Genomic DNA, 18,147 nt, shown 5'->3' with positions numbered 1-18,147 from the left:
CGCCTTGAGCGAGGGCAACACGATGGGACAGCGGCTCCGGCGGGCTCGGCGGTATCGCGGGATGAGCCTCCAGGTGCTCGCGGACCGCAGTGGGCTGTCCAAGAGCTTCCTGTCGATGGTGGAGAACGGTCGGCGATCTCTGGACCGGCGCTCGCACATCGCCGCGTTGGCCGCCGCCCTGGAGGTCTCGGTCGCGGAGCTGACCGGGCAACCGTATGTGCCTCCCCCTCGACGGGCGCAGGCATCGGAGGGGCATCATGCGATCCCGCGCGTACGCGTGGCGCTGCTCGGCTCCTCGCTCGATGAACCCGCCGACGTCCCGGCCCGGCCGCTGGCGGACCTGCTGCGGGAGACGGCCACGGTCGAGAGCCTGTGCGCGGCGTCCCGGTACGGCGACTTCGGCAAGCTGCTGCCGGACCTGCTGCCCGAGTTGCACATGCTCGCGACGACGGGCGATGAGCGCGAGCGAGTGGAGGCGCTGCGGGCGCTGATCCGGGCCTGCCACACCACGTTCTACCTGCTGAAGGATCTCGGCTATCTGGACCTGGCGCAGATCGCCGTCCAGCAGGCGCGGGAGGCCGCGGCGCGGCTTGAGGACCCGGCTCTGAGCGGACTGGCGGCGTTCGTGCGGACGCATGCCCTGCTACCCGCCGGTGTCTACGACGCCGCGCTGAAGAGCACCGAACGGGCGGCGGACCGGCTACAGCACGTCCCCGACGGTCCGGCCGTCGAGTTGTACGGCATGCTGCACCTGTCGGCCGCGCTGGCGGCAGTGAGCCTGAACCGCTTCGAGCACGCCGAGAGCCACCTTGGAGAGGCGGCCGAGACGGCACTGGTCCGGGAGTCGGTGAGCCACCTGTTGTCGCACGGGCGTGGTCCTTGGGCGGGGCGAGATCTGCGGGGCCTGGCCTACCGGTTCGGTGTGGCGTAGTCGCATGACTGCGCTCGGTTTACGGTCGTGAACATCACGAGGTGACGCGGGCCTACCTTCGCCGGTATGCGCAACTCGGCTGACGATCAGAGGCAGGCGCGGGCAGCGGAGGAACTGCAGCGGGCGCTGACCGGCTTGGGCATCCCCTCCGACATACACGAGGGGCACGGGCTGGCGCTGAGGGACTATGGGCACGCCTGGGACATCTCGCCCGGCGTTGGGGGAGGTTACATCGCGCTGCGCCGGGGCGGGCTGTCCGCCGACGCTCAACCCAGCGGAGTCTCCGTCGTCCGTTGCGGCGGCGACCTCGGGGAACTGCGCCGTCACCTCCAAGAGGAGACCCGGCTGGAGCGGAGGGCGCGCATACCCACGCGACCGATCCACTCGTAGCCGCCGGAGGGGTATGGCGTGGGACGACGGGGACGCCTGCACCCTCCACGGCTTCACCGTCGTCGACGCTGCCACCCCTGCGGAAGGCGGCAACGTCCCTGAAGGCGAGACACTGATCCGATTCCTCTTGGCCGAGGAACGCTATGCGGCATGCCTCGCTGACAAGCACAGCGAGTTCGTGCAGTGGTCTGACACCAAGGCCAAGATTCGCGAGATCGATCCAGAGTGGGACTCGCCAGAGCGCGTCGCCGACAGAGAGGCCGGTCGCGAGCAGTTGCGGGCCGAGCTTCGCGGCGCGCAGCTCGCTGAGATGCGCAAGCGTGTGGACGCGGTCACGCGATGAGCTTCGCTAGACCTGGAAGAACTCCAGATGGCCGTACCCGGCCCAGCTCGCGGCGTCGCCGGTGAGGACGGGCCAGCCGCGGTCCATGGCCAGATAGGCGGTGTGTGCGTGGTGTGAGGGCACGTCCTGGGGGCGGGGCGCGCGCCGGGCCTGGCGGGCGACGCGGAAGATGTCCTGCTCGGTCAGGCCCGCCACGATGCACGAGTGGAACCCGAACAGCCACATGACGTTCTCCGGGTCCGGGTCGCCGACGATGATCGCCTGGGCAAGGGTCGTGCTCGGTAGGAGCAGGGTGTCGCCGTCCTCGGTGAGCACGTCGAGCGCGGTACGCGCATCTTCGCCGCCGTCGTCGTCACGGGCCAAGAAGCGGAGAGTGGCGGTGAGGTCCGCGACGTAACCACTGATCACGCGGCGCCGGCCTTCTTCGCCGCGGCGGCCTGCTTGGCGGCGTGCATACGCTCGCGGATCTCGGCGCGGCGCCGGTCGTACCCCTCAGGGTCGGCGGCGCGGTCCTGTTCGATTCTCCGGGCGAGCCATTCACGCGATGCGCGGTCGGCGTCGGCGCGCTGCTTGGCGAGCCGGGCCAGGAAGCCGGACACAGTGGTGCCCTCTCGCGCGGCCATGTTCTGCACCAGCTCGTACACGTCGTCGGGCAGGCTGACGGAGAACTTCTGTATCATACCGCGACCATACCCGGTGTGGGCTCTACTGTCTCGGGAGTACGTCCGGCGCGGTCGGTGGACGCGATCCGGCAGGGGGCGGTGGACCCGGACGGTCAGGCGGGGGTGAGGGTTCGGGTGGAGGCTTCGAGGATGTCGTTGAGGGCGGTGCGGGCCTGGGTGAGGTCGGCTATGCGGGAGTCCAGGTCGGCCAGTTGGGTTCTGAGGTGGTCGTGGACGCAGGACTGGAGGGCGACGCCGTCGCCTGCGAAGCAGGGGAGGAGGTCGCGGATGACCCGGGTGGGGAGGCCGGCGGCGAGGAGGGTGCGGATGCGGGTGACGGTGATGGGCGCGTCGGGGTGGTAGCGGCGGTGGCCGCCCTCGGTGCGCTCTGAGGTGAGCAGCCCCTGCGACTCGTAGTAGCGCAGGAGGCGTACGGGCACGCCGGTCTCGCGGGAGAGGTCGCCGATTTTCATGTGACCCACCTCACAGGGCAGCGGCTTGAATGTGACATGGATGTCACATCTTAACGTGACGTGCATGACGACATCGATCACACCGACGCCGGTTTCGCTGTACGGATTCCTGACCCCCAAGCCCGGACACGCCGATGAGCTCAGGAGGCTGCTGATGGGGCTCGTCGAGCCGTCCCGGGAGCGGGAGGGGAATCTGCAGTATCACCTTCATGAGCAGGAAGACGGCAGATTCTTCCTGTACGAGGTGTGGCGGTCGCAGGAGGACCTCGACCGGCACCACGCCACCTCGCTGTTGCGCGACTTCATGACGGAACTGCCCCAGCACCTGGAAGGGGCTCCTGAGGTCTACTTCGGTGCGATGAGGAGCCCCTATCCGGGCTGACCGCCTGGCAGGGGGGAGGGGGTGGGTCTCGCCGCCGATCGGCGCGGCGGCTCCTCGCGGTGGTGTCGGAGGTGAGCCGCCGGAGCGCCTGGGTGGCTCCGGGGCGTCCACCCCGTAGCAGCTCCAGTTCCTCGTCCACGCCCGTCACCCCGCGCATCCGCTCCCGGATGCGCTCCAGATCCACCGCGGCCTGCGCCTTGCGGCGGGCGGAATCGAGGTTGTCGCGCACGAGTGCGAGCACCGGTTGCACCCGGTCCTCGGGAAGCCGATCGACGAGCGTGTGGAGCTCGTCGCGAAGCGGGCTCATGGCCTGACGATCACAGCGGCGACCATTGTGATCAGGCCGGTCGGCTGTGGCGGCGCGGTCCTGGACGCGCCTGCGGGCGCGCCGTTCGCGTGAGGGCTGGTCGGCGTCGGGGCGTTGCTCGGCGGGGCCGGACTGGGGGCCCGGCGTGTTGTGCCTTCCCCATGCCGGCTCGTGCACGTCGTCGGGCGGGCTGGCGGAGAGCTGCCGGGGTGCACCCGGCCCGTCCCTTGGGGATTGCGGATGGCGCTTGCCTGTGGGTTCGTCTATGTTCTATGTAGTAACCCGATGTCCTGTGTAGTGGAACGGAGGCGGCATGCAGGTGCGGTATGCGACGGCGCCTGAGCAGGTGCGGGGGATGGACACCCGGGCGCTGCGGGACAGGTTCCTGGTCGAGGACCTGTTCGGGGAGGACGAGGTGAGGCTGGTCTACTCGCACGAGGACCGGATCGTCGTGGGCGGGGCCGCCGGGAGTGCGCGGCTGCCGAATCCGGAGGCGTTGCGGGCCGGGTTCTTTCTGGAGCGGCGGGAGCTCGGCGTGGTGCACGTGGGGCGGGAGCCGGGGACCGTCAGCGTGGACGGCGCGGCGTACAAGATGGGGGCGCGGGAGTGCCTGTACGTCGGGCGCGGCGCGCGGGAGGTGGTGTTCGAGGGCGGGCCGTACTACCTGGTGTCCACGCCGGCCCATGCCGCCTACCCCACTGCCCACGCGACCATGGAGGACGCCGAGCCGGTGCGGCTGGGCGGGCGCGAGGGGTCCAACGAGCGGACGATCTACAAGTACATCCACGCCCAGGGCATCCGCAGCTGTCAGCTCGTGCTCGGCGTGACCGTGCTGGAGCCCGGCAGCATGTGGAACACCATGCCGTGCCACACCCACGAGCGCAGGACCGAGGTGTACTTCTACTTCGGCCTGCCCGAGGGCGAGCGGGTGGTGCACCTCATGGGGCGGCCCGACGAGACGCGCAACCTGATCGTCGCCGACCGGCAGGCGGTCATCTCGCCGTGCTGGTCGGTGCACTGCGGGTTCGGCACGCGCAGTTACTCCTTCGTGTGGGCCATGGGCGGGGAGAACCAGGCGTACGACGACATGGAGCCCGTCGCGATCACCGAGATGCGCTGATGGGCGAGAACGGGCTGTTCTCGCTGGCCGGGCGTACGGCCCTGGTCACCGGCGCGCGCGGGGGCATCGGGCGGGCGGTGGCGGTCGCGCTCGCCGAGGCGGGGGCCGATCTGGTGCTGCACGGGCACCGCGACGACCTGGACGAGGTGGAGGCGGAGGTGCGCAAGAGCGGGCGGCAGAGCGTCCGGTGGGTGCTGGACCTTTCCGATCCGGCCGCGATCCCCGGCGCCGCCGCCGAGCTGCTGGCCGAGCACCGGGTGGACATCCTGGTGAACAACGCCGGGATCATCCGCCGCGCCCCCGCCGCCGCCCACTCCTACGCCGACTTCCGCGAGGTCGTCGCGGTGGACCTCGACGCGGTGTTCCTGCTCAGCCAGGCCGTCGGCGGGCCGATGCTGGCCCGCCGCGAGGGCAAGATCATCATGATCGCCTCCATGTTGTCCTTCCAGGGCGGGGTCAACGTGCCCGGCTACACCGCCGCCAAGCACGCGGTCGCCGGGCTGACCCGGGCGCTGGCCTGCGAGTGGGCGGCGCACGGCGTACAGGTGAACGCCATCGCCCCCGGCTACATCGCCACCGCCAACACCGCGCCGCTGCGGGCCGACCGCGTCCGCTCGGCCGAGATCGTCTCCCGCATCCCCGCCGGACGGTGGGGCGAGCCCGAGGACGTCGCGGGCGCGGCGGTGTTCCTGGCCTCGCGCGCCTCGGAGTACGTCAACGGGCACGTCCTCGCGGTCGATGGCGGGTGGCTGGCCCGTTAGTAGGCTTTCATCGTGGTCAGGGAAGGCAGTTCCATCGACAAGGCGCTGGCGGTGCTGGAGGCGATAGCCGAGCACCATCGCGTGACCGACATCGCCGCGGTGACCGGGGTCTCCAAGTCCACCGTGCACCGCATCCTCCAGTCGCTGGTCGAGTGGGGCTTCGCGCGCAGCGACGGCGCGGGCGGCTACGAGCCCGGCCCGCGAATCCTCACCCTCGCGGGCCGGGTGATGACCCGCTTCGATCCGGCGCGGGCCGCGGCGGGCGCGCTGCGGCACCTGCACGAGCGCACCGGCTACACCACGCACTTCGCGATCCGCAGCGGCGACGAGGCCGTCTACGTGGACAAGCTGGAGGGCCGCAGGCCCTACCAGATGCCCTCCCGGGTGGGCATGAGCCTGCGGCTGCACTCCACGGCGATCGGCAAGGCGATCCTGTCGCAGCTCGGCGAGGACGAGGTGCGCGCCATCGCCGCGCGCACCGGGCTGGCCCGGCTGACGCCCAACACGATCGCCTCGCCCGACGCGCTGCTCGAGCACCTGGCCCGGGTGCGCGCCGCCGGCTACGCCATCGACGACGAGGAGAACCAGCCGGGCATCCTGTGCGTGGGCGCCCCGGTCTTCGACCACACCGGACGGGTGCTGGGCGGCATCTCGATCTCGGCGCTGGCCATGGACATGAGCCTGGCCGACCTGGAGGCCCTGGCCCCCGAGGTCGTCAAGGCCGCCCGAGAGGTGTCCATCGCGCAGGGCGCGCCCGCGGTGTAGCCGTCCTGAGGTTCTGGTGTCCTGGTGTCCTGGGTTCTGGTGTCCTGGGTTCTGGTGTCCTGGGGCCTGGGGCCTGGGGCCTGGGGCCTGGGGCCTGGGGGCAGGGCCGCGGTGTCGGGCGTTATTGGCCGAGCGTGGCGGCGATCTCGGCTCTGGTCGCGACCCTGCCGGTGCCGCCCTGGCCGGCCAGGCTGATCGACGCGGCGGCGGCGCCGGCGCGTACGGCCTCGGTCAGGGGCGCGCCCGCGGCCAGCCAGGCGGCCAGGGCGCCGGTCCAGTTGTCGCCCGCGCCGGTCTGGTCGACGATCGTCTCGGCCGGGACGGCGGGCACGGCCACCGGCACGGAGCCGCGCTCGGCCAGCAGCACGCCCTGCTCGCCCATGGTGACCGCGACGGCCGGGGCGCCCAGGGCCAGGCAGGCGCGGGCGGCCTCGCCCGGGTCGGTGACGCCGAGCAGCGCGCCGCTGTCGCCGGGGGTGGAGATCTTGATCAGCGCGGCGTGCGGGGCGACCGCCTCCAGTACGGCCCGCGCGGGCTCGGGGCCGGTGAGGCGGGAGCGGTAGTTGGGGTCGTACACGATGCGGCCGGACGCCGTGCGCGCCGCGTGTCGCACGGCCTCGGCGCACGACTCCGACAGCGCGGCCGTGATGCCGCTGAGCACGACCACCCGGGCCTCGGCGGCGGGGGAACGGTCCACGTCGGCGGGGCCCATTCGGGAGGCGGCGCTGCCCTGGCGCATGTAGCAGAAGGCGCGCTCGCCGGACGGGTCGGCGCCCACGGCGTACGCGCCGGTCGAGCCTTCGCCGGTGGCCATCCAGCGGGTGTCCACGCCGCGCTCGGCGGCGAAGCGCACCAGCCGCTGGCCGAACTCGTCGGCGCCGACGCGGGTCACCAGCGCCGTACGCGCGCCGCACGCCGCCGCGGCCACGGAGACGTTCAGCGCGTCTCCGGAGAACGACAACCGGAAGGTGTCCGCCTCGGTCAGCGCCCGCTCCGCGGAGAACTCCACCAGCGGTTCCCCGAGCACAACGACGTCCACTCCGCCCCTCCTTGTTCCATGTAGTGAAATATGGTGTCATGTCATGCAACGACACCAATGGAGGACCATTATGCCGAACATCACCGTCGAGTTGCTGTCGGGGCGCACGATGGACCAGCGCAGGGAGTTCGTGTCCGCCGTGACCGAGGCGGCCGTCGGCATCCTGAAGGCACGCAAGGAGTCGGTGCGCATCGTCTTTCAGGAGATCGAGAAGTCGGACGTGGCGAACGGCGGCCTGCTGGAGTCGGACAAGTAGCGCCGCGGCGGGCATGCGGACGCGGGCCGGGGGGCATCCTCCCCGGCCCGCGCCCGGTCCATGGGGGTTCAGGCCGTCGCCTTCTCCCGCTCCGCGAGGACCGTCGTCTTCTCCCCTTCCGCGAGGGTTCAGGCCGTGGCCTTCTCCCGCTCCTCCTCGGTGCCGAGGGTGTCGATCAGCTCGTCGCCCTGCGCCGTCTCCTCCGGCTTCAGCAGGCCGATCGCGACGTACAGCACCAGTGAGGTCACCAGCGGCACGCCGACCACCATGGCCTGGTCGGTGGAGCCGATGATCCACTTGATCACCGCCCACACGCTCAGCCCGGCCGCCCAGGAGACGATCGCCGCGGTCGGGCCGCTGCGGCGGAACCAGGGCAGCATGCCCAGCATCAGCGGGATCGAGATCGGGCCCATGGTGGCCGCCACCAGGTCCACCACGATCTTCAGCACCACGCCCTGGCCCTCGGTGGAGATCGCGATCACCATGCTGATCAGCACGAAGGTGAAGGTGGTGACCCGGGCGAAGGTGAGCTGCGCGGCGGAGGAGAACTCGCGCACCTTGCGTACGACGACGGGTGCGATGTCCCGGGTGATCACGGAGCTGATCACGTTGGCGTCGGAGGAGACCATGGCCATGGTGTGCGAGAAGAAGCCGGCCAGGACCAGCCCGATGACGCCCTGCGGGAGCAGGGTCTCGGCCAGCCGCACGTACGCCTCCTCCGCGTTCGCCAGGCCCGGCACGATCAGCGGCGCGGCGAACATCGGGATGAACAGGATCAGCGGCCACACCAGCCACAGCACGCTGGACAGCAGCGCTGAGCGCTTGGCCGCCGAGCCTGACGGCGCGGCCATGTAGCGCTGGGCCAGGTTCCACATGCCGCCGTTGTACTCGAAGGTCTTGATGAACAGCAGCGCCAGGAAGAACGTCACGGTGTACGGCCCGGCGAACGGGTCGCCGTGCCCCTCGGGCAGCCGGTCCCACATCGTCCACAGAGTGGCCACGCCGTCCAGGTGCGCCATGATCGCGACGAACATCGCCACGCCCGCGATTCCCTGGATCACGAACTGCCCGAAGTCGGTCAGCACGTCCGCCCACAGGCCGCCGGCCGTGATGTAGACCAGCGTCACCACGCCGGTGATCAGGATGCCCCACTGGATGGGGATGCCCGCGAACCCGCGCAGCAGCACCGCGATGGCCACCCACTTGGCGGCGATGTCCACGACCTTCAGCAGGGCGCCGCTGTAGGCCAGCACCTGCTGGGTGGGCAGGTTGTACCGGCGGGCGAGGTATTCCAGCGGCGAGGCCACGCCCAGTTTGGAGCGCATCCGGTTCCAGCGGGCCGCCCACACGAAGGCGCCGATGCCCACGCCGATCCCGATCGTGAGGGCCCACCAGACGTACATCGCCAGGCCGTACTCGTAGGCGACGGCCGCGAACGCGACGAACATGATCGCGCTGTAGCCCGACATGTGATGGGAGATGCCGGACAGCCACCAGGGGACATGGCCCCCGGCGGTGAAGAAGTCCATGACCGTCCTGATCCGGTTCTTCGACCAGATGCCGATGCCGATCATGACCAGGAAGTACGCGCCGAGAACCGACCAGTCGAGTGCGGACATATGGGCTCCTCCTTCACGCACCGCTGCCAAGGAGGTTCCACTACATAGAACACCATGTCAATACATAGGACGACACGAGGTCTGTTGCGTGGAAGTTTCATCGGATCTGACCGCCGCGACCGAGGTCGGCGAAAGTTTTCGAGTCAGAGGTGTTCCATTACATCGAACGATGTCCTATGTTGTGGCTCCGGTAAGCGCTTTCCGAGAGAGGAGATCACCGTGCAACGCACCTCCATGGCGCGGGGCCGCACGCGTGCGGGCCTCGCGCTCACGGCCGGCCTGACCGTGGTGCTCGCCGTGTGCGGGGCCCTGGTCGCCGGCGCGACCGGTGCGGCCGCCGCCCCGGCGCCCGGCACGTACACGCTGGTCAACGGCGGCAGCGGGCTGTGCCTGGACGTCCCGGGCGGCAGCACGGCCACCGGCGTGCAGCTCGTGCAGAACACCTGCGGCACCGCGGCCGGCCAGCGCTGGACCCTGTCGGCCCAGGGCAACGGCTACCGGATCACCTCGGCGCACAGCGGCCTGTGCGTCGGCGTACGGGACGCCAGCACCTCCGCGGGCAAGGCCGTGCAGCAGGAGAGCTGCACCGGCGCCGCCTCGCAGACCTGGACCATGACCGCCTCGGGCTCCAACTGGCGCATCGTCAACGCCAACGGCGGCAAGTGCCTGAACATCAAGGACAGCTCCGGCTCCTCCGGCGCGGTCGTGCAGACCAACTCCTGCGACTCGGTGGCAACCAAGCAGTGGAACGTGGCGCCCGCCTCCGGGCCCACCCCGACCGTCACCCCCACGGTCACCCCCACCGTGACCCCGACGACCAACCCGCCCACCGGCCTGGTCGGCTGGGCCACCCAGGGCGGCGGCACCACCGGCGGCGGCAGCGCCGCCGCGGTCACCGTGGACACATCGGCCGAGCTGACCAGCGCGATCAGCGGCACCACCGCCTCCGTGGTCCGGGTCTCCGGCACGATCTCGTGCTCCGGCATGCTCCGCGTCGGCTCCAACAAGTCGATCATCGGCAACCCGGGCGCGACGATCGCCGGCTGCGGCCTGAACGTCTCGCAGGCGTCCAACGTCATCATCCGCAACCTGACCTTCAGGGACTGGGGCGACGACGCGATCAACGTCCAGTACTCGACCCGGGTCTGGATCGACCACAACACGCTCAGCAACGGCGGCGACGGCGCCATCGACGTCAAGCGGGCCAGCGACTACGTGACCATCTCCTGGAACCGCATCTTCGACCACGACAAGTCGATGCTGCTCGGCCACGACGACGGCAACGGCTCGGAGGACCGCGGCCACCTGCGCGTGACCTACCATCACAACTGGTTCGACGGGACCAACCAGCGGCACCCACGGGTGCGCTTCGGCAACCCGGTGCACGTCTTCAACAACTACTACGACGGCGTGACCGGCTACGGCGTGGCGTCCACCATGGAGGCGGGCGTGCTCGTCGAGGGCAACTACTTCGAGAACACCGAGGACCCCTACCACCGCGGTGAGGGCGACTCGCCGCCGGCCAACCTGGTCGCGCGGAACAACCACTTCGTCAACTCCGGCGCCGGCGACGCGGGCGGCAGCGTCGGCTCCATCCCGTACCCCTACACCCTGGACACCCCGAGCACCGTCAAGGACAGGGTGACCGCGGGCGCGGGCGCGGGCCGGATCTCCATCTGAGGCACCTCGTCCGCCGGACTCCGCGGCGGCCGGCCCTCCTGACCCGGGCCGGCCGCCGCGGGCATTCCGGCGAGCCTGCGTGATTCCCGGTGCGCCTCCCGCGTACCTTGGTCATCATGGCCACCCGTACGTCCAAGGGCGCGTCGCACGGCCCGCAGAAGGGGCCGGCGAAGCGAACCGGCTCCGCCCGCCCGGCAGCCGCGCGCCGGGCGTCCACCGGGAAAGCCAAGAGCGCGTCCCCCTCGCGCAGGGGCGGCGGCCCGCTGCACCAGGACCCCATCAGCATGGTGTTCACCCTGATCGGCAGGCTGTTCGCCGGCGTGTGGCTGCTGTTCGCCCACGGCGTGGGCAGCGCGGTGCGCGCGCTCGGCCAGGGCGCGCGCGAGCTCGACCCGGCCCACCGCCGCGACGGGCTCGGCTTCGCGGTGCTGGCGGGCGCGATCGTGCTGGCCTCGCTGACCTGGCGCGAGGCGCAGAACACCTTCTCCGAGGTCGTCAACGCGGTCGTACGCGGCGTGTTCGGCTCGCTGTTCTGGGCGCTGCCGCTGATGCTCGCCCTGCTGGCCTGGCGGCTGCTGCGCCACCCCGAGGAGAGCGCCGACACCGGCCGGATGTCCATCGGATGGGGCGCGCTGGTGGTCGGCGTCCTCGGCATCGTGCACGTGGCGCACGACGTGCCGTACCCGTCGGGCGGGCCCAACGACGGCATCGACAAGATCTCCGCGGCCGGCGGCATGATCGGCTTCATCGTGTCCGCGCCGCCCGCGAGCATCCTGCCGGCGTTCATCACGATCCCGCTGCTGCTGATCCTGTCCGGCTTCGGCGTACTGGTGATCACGGCCACGCCGGTCCACCGCATCCCCGAGCGGCTGGCCGAGATCCAGCACATGCTGTTCACCAAGGGCGGCGGGAGCGGTAAGCCCGGGACCGCCAAGCCCCGCGCGCCCCGTAAGCGCAAGCCCAAGCCGGGCGAGGACTCCAAGGACGGCGGCGACACCGTCAAGCCGTACGACACGCCGGTGCTCACCGACAAGCAGAACGAGCACTCGCCCGAGATCGTGCCCGGCCTGGTGGACGACGACGCGGCCCCGCCGGTCGCCGCGTCCCCGGCGGTGGCCGAACGCCGCCCCGAGCCGCCCGACCCGACGCCCGCGCCCCGCAAGGTGGAGCAGCTCGTGCTGTCGCCGCAGGCGGGGCCGTACGCGCTGCCCGACCTGCAGATCCTGCGGCCCGGCTCCGCGCCCAAGCCGCAGACCAAGGCCAACACCGTCGTGGTCAACGCGCTGACCAGCGTCCTGGAGCAGTTCGCGATCGACGCGCAGGTGATCGGCTTCACCCGCGGCCCCACGGTCACCCGGTACGAGATCGAGCTGGGGCCCGCGGTCAAGGTGGAGAAGGTCACCGCGCTCACCAAGAACATCGCGTACGCCGTGAAGTCGGCCGACGTGCGCATCCTGTCGCCGATCCCCGGCAAGTCGGCGATCGGCGTGGAGATCCCCAACACCGACAAGGACCTCGTGGCGCTCGGCGACGTGCTGCGCTCCCAGGTCGCGCAGGCCGACCACCACCCCATGATCGTCGGCCTGGGCAAGGACGTCGAGGGCCGCACCATAGTGGCCAACCTGGCCAAGATGCCGCACCTGCTCATCGCCGGCGCCACCGGCGCGGGCAAGTCGGTCTGCGTCAACGGCCTGATCAGCTCGATCCTGATGCGCGCCACCCCCGACGAGGTGCGCATGGTGCTGGTCGATCCCAAGCGGGTCGAGCTGTCGGTGTACGAGGGCATCCCGCACCTCATCACGCCGATCATCACCAACCCCAAGAAGGCCGCCGAGGCCCTGGAGTGGGTGGTCGGCGAGATGGACCGCCGCTACGACGACCTGGCGGCCAGCGGGTTCCGGCACGTGGACGAGTTCAACAAGGCGGTGCGCGCGGGCAAGCTGGTGCCGCCGCCGGGCAGCGAGCGGGTCTACCAGCCCTACCCCTACCTGCTGGTGATCATCGACGAGCTGGCCGACCTGATGATGGTGGCCCCGCGCGACGTCGAGGACTCCATCGTCCGCATCACCCAGCTCGCCCGCGCCGCCGGCATCCACCTCGTCATCGCCACCCAGCGGCCCAGCGTGGACGTCGTGACCGGCCTGATCAAGGCCAACGTGCCCTCGCGGCTCGCCTTCGCCACCTCCTCGCTCTCCGACTCGCGGGTCATCCTGGACCAGCCCGGCGCCGAGAAGCTGGTCGGCCAGGGCGACGCGCTGTTCCTGCCGATGGGCGCCAGCAAGCCGATGCGGCTGCAGAACGCCTTCATCTCCGAAAAGGAGATCGTCGAGGTCGTCAACCACTGCAGGAGCCAGATGCAGGTGGAGTACCGCGAGGACGTCTCCGCCCCGGCCGGCGCCAAGCGCGAGATCGACGAGGACATCGGCGACGACCTCGACCTGCTCATCCAGGCCGCCGAGCTGGTGGTGACCACCCAGTTCGGCTCCACCTCGATGCTCCAGCGCAAGCTGCGCGTCGGCTTCGCCAAGGCCGGACGGCTGATGGACCTGCTGGAGAGCCGCGAGGTCGTCGGCCCCAGCGAGGGCTCCAAGGCGCGTGAGGTTCTGGTCAAGCCGGACGATCTGCCCGGCCTGCTCGCCCAGTTGCGCGGCGAAGGGTAACGGATTCCCGGCACAGGGTGACCCCAGTGTGCGGACTACGACCGATTACTGATTGAATGTGACTCACTACGCAACGTCGGGGGGCGGGAGGCGTGGCCATGAGTGCGCGTGGTGAGACGATCGGTTCGATTCTGGCCGAGGCGCGGCGGTCGGCGGGGCTGACGGTGGGGCAGTTGAGCGCGCGGACGCGGATCCGCGAGGCGCTGATCTACGGTATCGAGCGCGACGACTTCGCCGTGTGCGGCGGCGACTTCTACGCCCGCGGCCATATCAGGAGCATCGCCAAGGCCCTCGGGCTCGATCCCGACGCCATGGCGCAGCGCTACGACGAGAGCCTGGGCGGCGAGCCGCCGTCGGTGCGCGCCGCTCGGGTGTTCCAGGCCGACAACCCGATCAAGCTGCGCGAGCGCCGCTCGCCCAACTGGTCGATGGCGCTCGGCGTGGCGCTGGCCATCGTGGTGGTCTTCGGCGTGGTGCGGGTGATGGGCGGCGACGGCGAGCGGCGCGCCTCCGACGTGCGCCCGGCCTCGGTCCCGGCGGGCCAGCAGGCCGACCCGCGCCGGACGAGCAGCCCGGCGCCCCGTCCGGGCGGCGCCGTGGCCATCCCCAAGCGCGGCGATGTGGTGGAGATCCGGATGAAGGCCCGCGAGTCGTCCTTCGTACGGGTCCAGGACTCCAAGGGCAAGCGCCTGTTCAACGGCACCCTCAAGGCGGGCAAGACCTCCACCTGGAAGGCCCGCAAGCAGGTAAAGGTCACGATCGGCAACGCGGGCGCCGTCTCGCTGGAGGTGAACGGCAAGGACCTCGGCACCCTGGGGCGCGACGGCGAGACCGTACGCCGCACCTTCGGCCCGGCCGACCCGGCGCGCTGAGCGCGAAAAACAGCCCGGGTGCTTCGGTGGTGGCCGAGTGCCGATACCGTAGTGTGCACCATGTCAACCCGCCGAACCGCATCGCTGATCACACTGGGCTGCGCGCGCAACGAGGTCGATTCCGAAGAGCTCGCCGCGCGACTTGAGGCTGCCGGCTGGCAGGTCGGCGACGACGACCCCGACGTCATCGTCGTCAACACCTGCGGCTTCATCGACTCGGCGAAGAAGGACTCCATCGACACGCTGCTGGCCGCCGCCGACTCCGGGGCCAAGGTGGTCGCCGCGGGCTGCATGGCCGAGCGCTACGGCGAGCAGCTCGCCGAGGCGCTGCCGGAGGCGTCCGCGGTGCTGTCCTTCGACGACTACGCCGAGATCGGCGAGCGCCTGGACGACGTGGTGGCGGGCCGGCCGCTGGTGCCGCACAGCCCCCGCGACCGGCGCACCCTGCTGCCGATCTCGCCGGTAGCCCGAGCCGCCGCGCCCAAGGCCCACATCCCCGGCCACGGGTCCCCCTCCGGCAACGGCCACGGAGCCTCCTCCGGCAACGGCCACGACCCGCTTCCCGAGGGGCTGGCCCCCGCCAGCGGCCCCCGTCCGCTGCGCAAACGGCTCGACGACAGTCCGGTCGCCTCGCTCAAGCTCGCCTCGGGCTGCGACCGCCGCTGCTCCTTCTGCGCCATCCCGGCCTTCCGCGGCGCGTACGTCTCCCGGCCGCCGCAGGAGCTGCTCGGCGAGGCCGCCTGGCTGGCCGAGCAGGGCGTGCGCGAGCTGGTCCTGGTCAGTGAGAACTCCACCTCCTACGGCAAGGACCTGGGCGACCTGCGCGCGCTGGAGAAGCTGCTGCCGCGCCTCGCGGCCGTCGAGGGCATCCAGCGGGTGCGGGTGAGCTACCTGCAGCCCGCAGAGCTGCGCCCCGGCCTGCTGTCGGCCATCGCCGGCACCGAGGGCGTCGCAGCGTACTTCGACCTGTCCTTCCAGCACGCCAGCGGCACCGTGCTGCGGCGCATGCGCCGCTTCGGCGACCCCGAGCGCTTCCTGGAGCTGCTCGCACGCATCCGCGAGCAGGCGCCCGAGGCCGGCGTGCGCTCCAACTTCATCGTGGGCTTCCCCGGCGAGACCGAGGAGGAGTTCGCCGAGCTGGTCGGCTTCCTGGAGCAGGCCAGGCTCGACGTCGCCGGCGTGTTCGGCTACTCCGACGAGGAGGGCACCGAGGCGGCCCGCCTGCCCGGCAAGCTGCCGCAGGAGGTCATCGACGAGCGCGTGGCCGTGCTCACCGAGCTGGCCGAGGAGCTGACGACGCAGCGCGCGGAGGAGCGCATCGGCACCGACGTCGAGGTCCTGATCGAGGAGGACCTGGGCGACGGCGGCTACGAGGGGCGCGCGGCGCACCAGGGGCCCGAGGTGGACGGCTCGGTGACCGTGCAGGGCATCGGCCTGGTGCCGGGCCAGATCGTGCGTGCCGTCGTGGTCGACGCCGAGGGCGTCGATCTGATCGCGCGGATCAAGGCCGGTCCATGACCGAGACACCAGGCGCGACCTCGTCGGCGAAGGGCAGGGGCGCCAGCCCGTGGAACATCGCCAACGTCCTGACCGTGGTCCGCCTGGTCTTCGTCCCGTTCTTCGTGGCCTGCCTGTTCCTGCCCGGCACCGGCTGGCGGATCACCGCCCTGGTCGTGTTCGTGGTCGCCTCGCTCACCGACCTGCTCGACGGCGAGCTGGCCCGGCGCTACGGCCTGGTCACCGACTTCGGCAAGATCGCCGACCCGATCGCCGACAAGGCGCTGATGGGCGCGGCCCTGGTGAGCCTGTCCATCCTGGGCGACCTGTGGTGGTGGGTGACCATCGTGATCGTCGGCCGCGAGCTGGGCATCACCGCGCTGCGGTTCGCGGTGATCAGGCACGGCGTGATCCCGGCCAGCTACGGCGGCAAGGTCAAGACGGTGCTGCAGATCGTCGCGATCGGGCTGTACATCCTGCCGGGGGTCTGGGAGCCGCTGCGCTGGGCGACCATGGGCGCGGCCCTCATCGTCACGGTCGGCACCGGCGCCGACTACGTCGTACGGGCCATCCGTCTTCGCCAGGTGGCCAAGCGGGCCCGAGGGGAATAGCAGGAGGACACATGACGCTCGCCCCGGCCGCCGAGGTCGCGGCCGAACTGCTCGCCCTCCTCGTGCGCCGTCAGGCGACCCTCGCCGTGGCCGAGTCGCTGACCGGCGGCCTCATCGGCGCCACCATCACCACCGTGCCCGGCTCCTCGGCCGCGTTCCGCGGCGGCGTCGTCGCCTACGCCACCGACCTCAAGGAGCGCCTGCTGGGCGTCCCCGCCGACCTGCTGGCCCGCGAGGGCGCCGTGCACCCCGACGTGGCGGCGGCGATGGCGGCGGGCGTACGGGCGCTGGCGGGGGCGACGTACGGGCTCGCGGTGACCGGCGTGGCGGGGCCCGACCCGCAGGACGGCAGGCCCGTGGGGACCGTGCACGTCGCCGCCTGCGGCCCCGGCGGCGAAATCTCCCACCGGGATGTGAGGTTGAGCGGATCACGGGAGCAGATTCGGGTAAAGACGGTAAAGGAGGCCGTCGATCTTCTCCTTGCCGTCGTCCAAGCGAACATGAGGGAACATTCCGGATGATTACCGTGTTACGTCACCAGCGAACATGGTCCGCGCGGTCTGCCGCGCTGTCGGTGGATACGGGTACGGTGGAGCTGTGAGTGAGGTCCGTAAGCCATCGGCGAGAAGCGAATACAGCGGGAGCCCGGCCGGCGGGCCCACGAAGACGGTGATGACGGCGAGGAGTATGCACCAAGGTAGGTTGAAGAACGGGCGGCACGAACCGATCGCGCGGAGCGTGGTGAAGGAACCCGCGCCGGGGAGGGAGCGACAGATGGTCCTGCTGCGTCAGCTGCTCGGTGACGTGTTGCGGCGGCTGCGGGTGCGGCAGGGCCGCACTCTGAGAGAAGTGTCCACGTTGGCCCGCGTCTCGCTCGGCTACCTGTCCGAGGTCGAGCGCGGTCAGAAGGAGGCGTCGTCCGAGCTGCTCGCCTCCATCTGCGGGGCGCTCGGCGTGCCGCTGTCCCAGGTCCTGCGCGAGGTCTCCGACCAGTTCGCGCTGGCCGAACTCCAGGCCGCCCCTGTGATGGCCGACGTCCCCGAACGCGAGCGCCTGCCCCTGGGCGACGCCGTGCCGGGCGCGATCTCCGACTCCGTGTTCCCCGAAGTAAAGGACATGGTCGCGGCCTGACCCGGGCACCCGCTCGGTCATCGCCGCCCGAGCCCCAGCCCTGCATGCGACCGTGACCAAAGGGCAACGGCCCCCGGCGCGCGCACCCACACGCGCCGCCCCCGCCAAGCCCTCGGGCAAGGGCGTCCTGCACCACGCCCCACCCCCGTCCCCCACCCGGTCGCCACACGGCGATGCCGCCCTGCCCCAACAAGGCCGGCCCGCCCCAGCGGGCCCACGCGCGCCCCGGCCATGCCCGGCCCGGCGCAGTCCAGCCCCACGCCCTACAGGGCCCGCCGCGCCCCCCACGCCCGGTCGCCACATGGTGATCCCGTCCTGCCCCAGGACGGTCGGCCTGCCGCAGCGGGACCGTGCGCGCCCCGCCATATCCGGCTTGGCGCAGTCCCAGCCCTCCGCCCTGCGGGGCCGCCGCGCCCGCCATCCCGGTCGCCACACGGCGATCCCGCCCTGCCCCGAGACGGCCGACCCGCCCCAGCGGGACCCTGCCCGCCCCGGGCCGTGTCCGGTTCGGCGCCGTGCCCGGTCCGGCGCCGTCGCAGCCCCACCCCCTACAGGGCCGCCGCGCCTCCCATGCCCGACGTGGCCGCCGCCGGCGGGCGCTCCCCGCTCCCCGCGAGGCGCTTGCCGCCGATGAGGACCCGGAGGCGC

At 71.4% G+C, this 18,147-nt stretch carries 20 protein-coding genes; 15 read left to right on the top strand and 5 right to left on the bottom strand.

Going from position 1 to position 18,147, the window contains the following annotated elements; translation table 11 throughout:
- Positions 1 to 4: 4 nt before the first annotated feature.
- The 3 genes from HNP84_RS14120 (at position 5) to HNP84_RS14110 (ending at position 1,664) form a co-directional block, all read left to right on the top strand.
- Positions 5 to 931 (top strand): helix-turn-helix domain-containing protein, encoded by a 927-nt coding sequence (locus HNP84_RS14120; RefSeq protein WP_185050111.1) that lies wholly within the window; start codon positions 5 to 7, stop codon positions 929 to 931.
- A 66-nt stretch (positions 932 to 997) separates the two neighbouring features.
- Positions 998 to 1,321 carry a hypothetical protein gene (locus tag HNP84_RS14115; protein WP_185050110.1) on the top strand — a complete coding sequence of 108 codons (324 nt, stop codon included), beginning with the start codon at positions 998 to 1,000 and terminating at the stop codon, positions 1,319 to 1,321.
- 13 nt (positions 1,322 to 1,334) lie between these two features.
- Entirely contained in the window at positions 1,335 to 1,664 is a 330-nt protein-coding gene (locus HNP84_RS14110) for a hypothetical protein (protein WP_185050109.1), read from the top strand.
- 6 nt (positions 1,665 to 1,670) lie between these two features.
- Here the strand turns inward: HNP84_RS14110 and HNP84_RS14105 are convergent, their stop codons facing one another.
- The 3 genes from HNP84_RS14105 to HNP84_RS14095 all read right to left on the bottom strand — a co-directional run bounded on the left by HNP84_RS14105 (position 1,671) and on the right by HNP84_RS14095 (position 2,799).
- Positions 1,671 to 2,072, bottom strand: coding sequence for a hypothetical protein (locus tag HNP84_RS14105; RefSeq protein ID WP_185050108.1), 402 nt, complete (start codon positions 2,070 to 2,072; stop codon positions 1,671 to 1,673).
- Entirely contained in the window at positions 2,069 to 2,344 is a 276-nt protein-coding gene (locus HNP84_RS14100; RefSeq protein ID WP_185050107.1) for a ribbon-helix-helix domain-containing protein, read from the bottom strand. The genes HNP84_RS14105 and HNP84_RS14100 overlap by 4 nt, the downstream gene beginning before the upstream one ends.
- Before the next feature lie 95 nt (positions 2,345 to 2,439).
- Positions 2,440 to 2,799, bottom strand: coding sequence for a MerR family transcriptional regulator (locus HNP84_RS14095; protein ID WP_185050106.1), 360 nt, complete (start codon positions 2,797 to 2,799; stop codon positions 2,440 to 2,442).
- 64 nt (positions 2,800 to 2,863) lie between these two features.
- Here HNP84_RS14095 and HNP84_RS14090 point away from each other — a divergent pair, with 64 nt between their 5' ends.
- From HNP84_RS14090 to HNP84_RS56035, 4 genes are all read left to right on the top strand, one after another.
- Positions 2,864 to 3,181 (top strand): putative quinol monooxygenase, encoded by a 318-nt coding sequence (locus HNP84_RS14090; RefSeq protein WP_185050105.1) that lies wholly within the window; start codon positions 2,864 to 2,866, stop codon positions 3,179 to 3,181.
- Between the two features lie 620 nt (positions 3,182 to 3,801).
- Positions 3,802 to 4,608, top strand: coding sequence for a 5-dehydro-4-deoxy-D-glucuronate isomerase (kduI, locus tag HNP84_RS14085; RefSeq protein WP_185050104.1), 807 nt, complete (start codon positions 3,802 to 3,804; stop codon positions 4,606 to 4,608).
- Entirely contained in the window at positions 4,608 to 5,369 is a 762-nt protein-coding gene (locus tag HNP84_RS14080; protein ID WP_185050103.1) for an SDR family oxidoreductase, read from the top strand. Before kduI ends, HNP84_RS14080 begins: the two co-directional genes overlap by 1 nt.
- 12 nt (positions 5,370 to 5,381) lie before the next feature.
- Positions 5,382 to 6,134 carry an IclR family transcriptional regulator gene (locus HNP84_RS56035; protein WP_185050102.1) on the top strand — a complete coding sequence of 251 codons (753 nt, stop codon included), beginning with the start codon at positions 5,382 to 5,384 and terminating at the stop codon, positions 6,132 to 6,134.
- A gap of 121 nt (positions 6,135 to 6,255) precedes the next feature.
- Here the strand turns inward: HNP84_RS56035 and HNP84_RS14070 are convergent, their stop codons facing one another.
- Positions 6,256 to 7,173 carry a sugar kinase gene (locus HNP84_RS14070; RefSeq protein WP_185050101.1) on the bottom strand — a complete coding sequence of 306 codons (918 nt, stop codon included), beginning with the start codon at positions 7,171 to 7,173 and terminating at the stop codon, positions 6,256 to 6,258.
- 70 nt (positions 7,174 to 7,243) lie between these two features.
- Here HNP84_RS14070 and HNP84_RS14065 point away from each other — a divergent pair, with 70 nt between their 5' ends.
- Positions 7,244 to 7,429 carry a tautomerase family protein gene (locus HNP84_RS14065; protein ID WP_185050100.1) on the top strand — a complete coding sequence of 62 codons (186 nt, stop codon included), beginning with the start codon at positions 7,244 to 7,246 and terminating at the stop codon, positions 7,427 to 7,429.
- Between the two features lie 128 nt (positions 7,430 to 7,557).
- Here HNP84_RS14065 and HNP84_RS14060 read toward each other — a convergent pair whose 3' ends face one another.
- A complete protein-coding gene (locus tag HNP84_RS14060) occupies positions 7,558 to 9,048 on the bottom strand; it encodes a sodium:solute symporter family protein (RefSeq protein ID WP_185050099.1) in 1,491 nt (496 codons plus the stop codon).
- Positions 9,049 to 9,267: 219 nt separating this feature from the next.
- Between HNP84_RS14060 and HNP84_RS14055 the strand changes: the two genes are divergently transcribed.
- The 7 genes from HNP84_RS14055 (at position 9,268) to HNP84_RS14025 (ending at position 17,499) form a co-directional block, all read left to right on the top strand.
- Positions 9,268 to 10,728, top strand: a complete 1,461-nt coding sequence (locus HNP84_RS14055; protein ID WP_312924733.1) for a pectate lyase family protein — start codon at positions 9,268 to 9,270, stop codon at positions 10,726 to 10,728.
- 116 nt (positions 10,729 to 10,844) lie between these two features.
- A complete protein-coding gene (locus HNP84_RS14050; protein WP_185050098.1) occupies positions 10,845 to 13,388 on the top strand; it encodes a DNA translocase FtsK in 2,544 nt (847 codons plus the stop codon).
- 98 nt (positions 13,389 to 13,486) lie between these two features.
- Positions 13,487 to 14,260: a helix-turn-helix domain-containing protein gene (locus tag HNP84_RS14045; protein WP_185050097.1), complete on the top strand. Its 774-nt coding sequence runs from the start codon at positions 13,487 to 13,489 to the stop codon at positions 14,258 to 14,260.
- 60 nt (positions 14,261 to 14,320) lie between these two features.
- Positions 14,321 to 15,778, top strand: coding sequence for a 30S ribosomal protein S12 methylthiotransferase RimO (gene rimO, locus HNP84_RS14040; RefSeq protein ID WP_185050096.1), 1,458 nt, complete (start codon positions 14,321 to 14,323; stop codon positions 15,776 to 15,778).
- Entirely contained in the window at positions 15,775 to 16,368 is a 594-nt protein-coding gene (gene pgsA, locus HNP84_RS14035) for a CDP-diacylglycerol--glycerol-3-phosphate 3-phosphatidyltransferase (protein ID WP_185050095.1), read from the top strand. The genes rimO and pgsA overlap by 4 nt, the downstream gene beginning before the upstream one ends.
- Before the next feature lie 11 nt (positions 16,369 to 16,379).
- Positions 16,380 to 16,889: a CinA family protein gene (locus HNP84_RS14030; protein ID WP_185050094.1), complete on the top strand. Its 510-nt coding sequence runs from the start codon at positions 16,380 to 16,382 to the stop codon at positions 16,887 to 16,889.
- Positions 16,890 to 17,142: 253 nt separating this feature from the next.
- The gene (locus HNP84_RS14025; RefSeq protein WP_185050093.1) at positions 17,143 to 17,499 is read left to right on the top strand and encodes a helix-turn-helix domain-containing protein; all 357 of its coding nucleotides are present in this window, start codon (positions 17,143 to 17,145) and stop codon (positions 17,497 to 17,499) included.
- The last annotated feature ends 648 nt before the right edge of the window (positions 17,500 to 18,147 follow it).

Origin of the sequence: Thermocatellispora tengchongensis (assembly GCF_014202315.1) — a bacterium.
Classification (GTDB): Bacteria; Actinomycetota; Actinomycetes; order Streptosporangiales; family Streptosporangiaceae; genus Thermocatellispora; species Thermocatellispora tengchongensis.
Note: the sequence above shows the minus strand (reverse complement) of the source record. Positions and strands in the feature narration are given on the sequence as shown.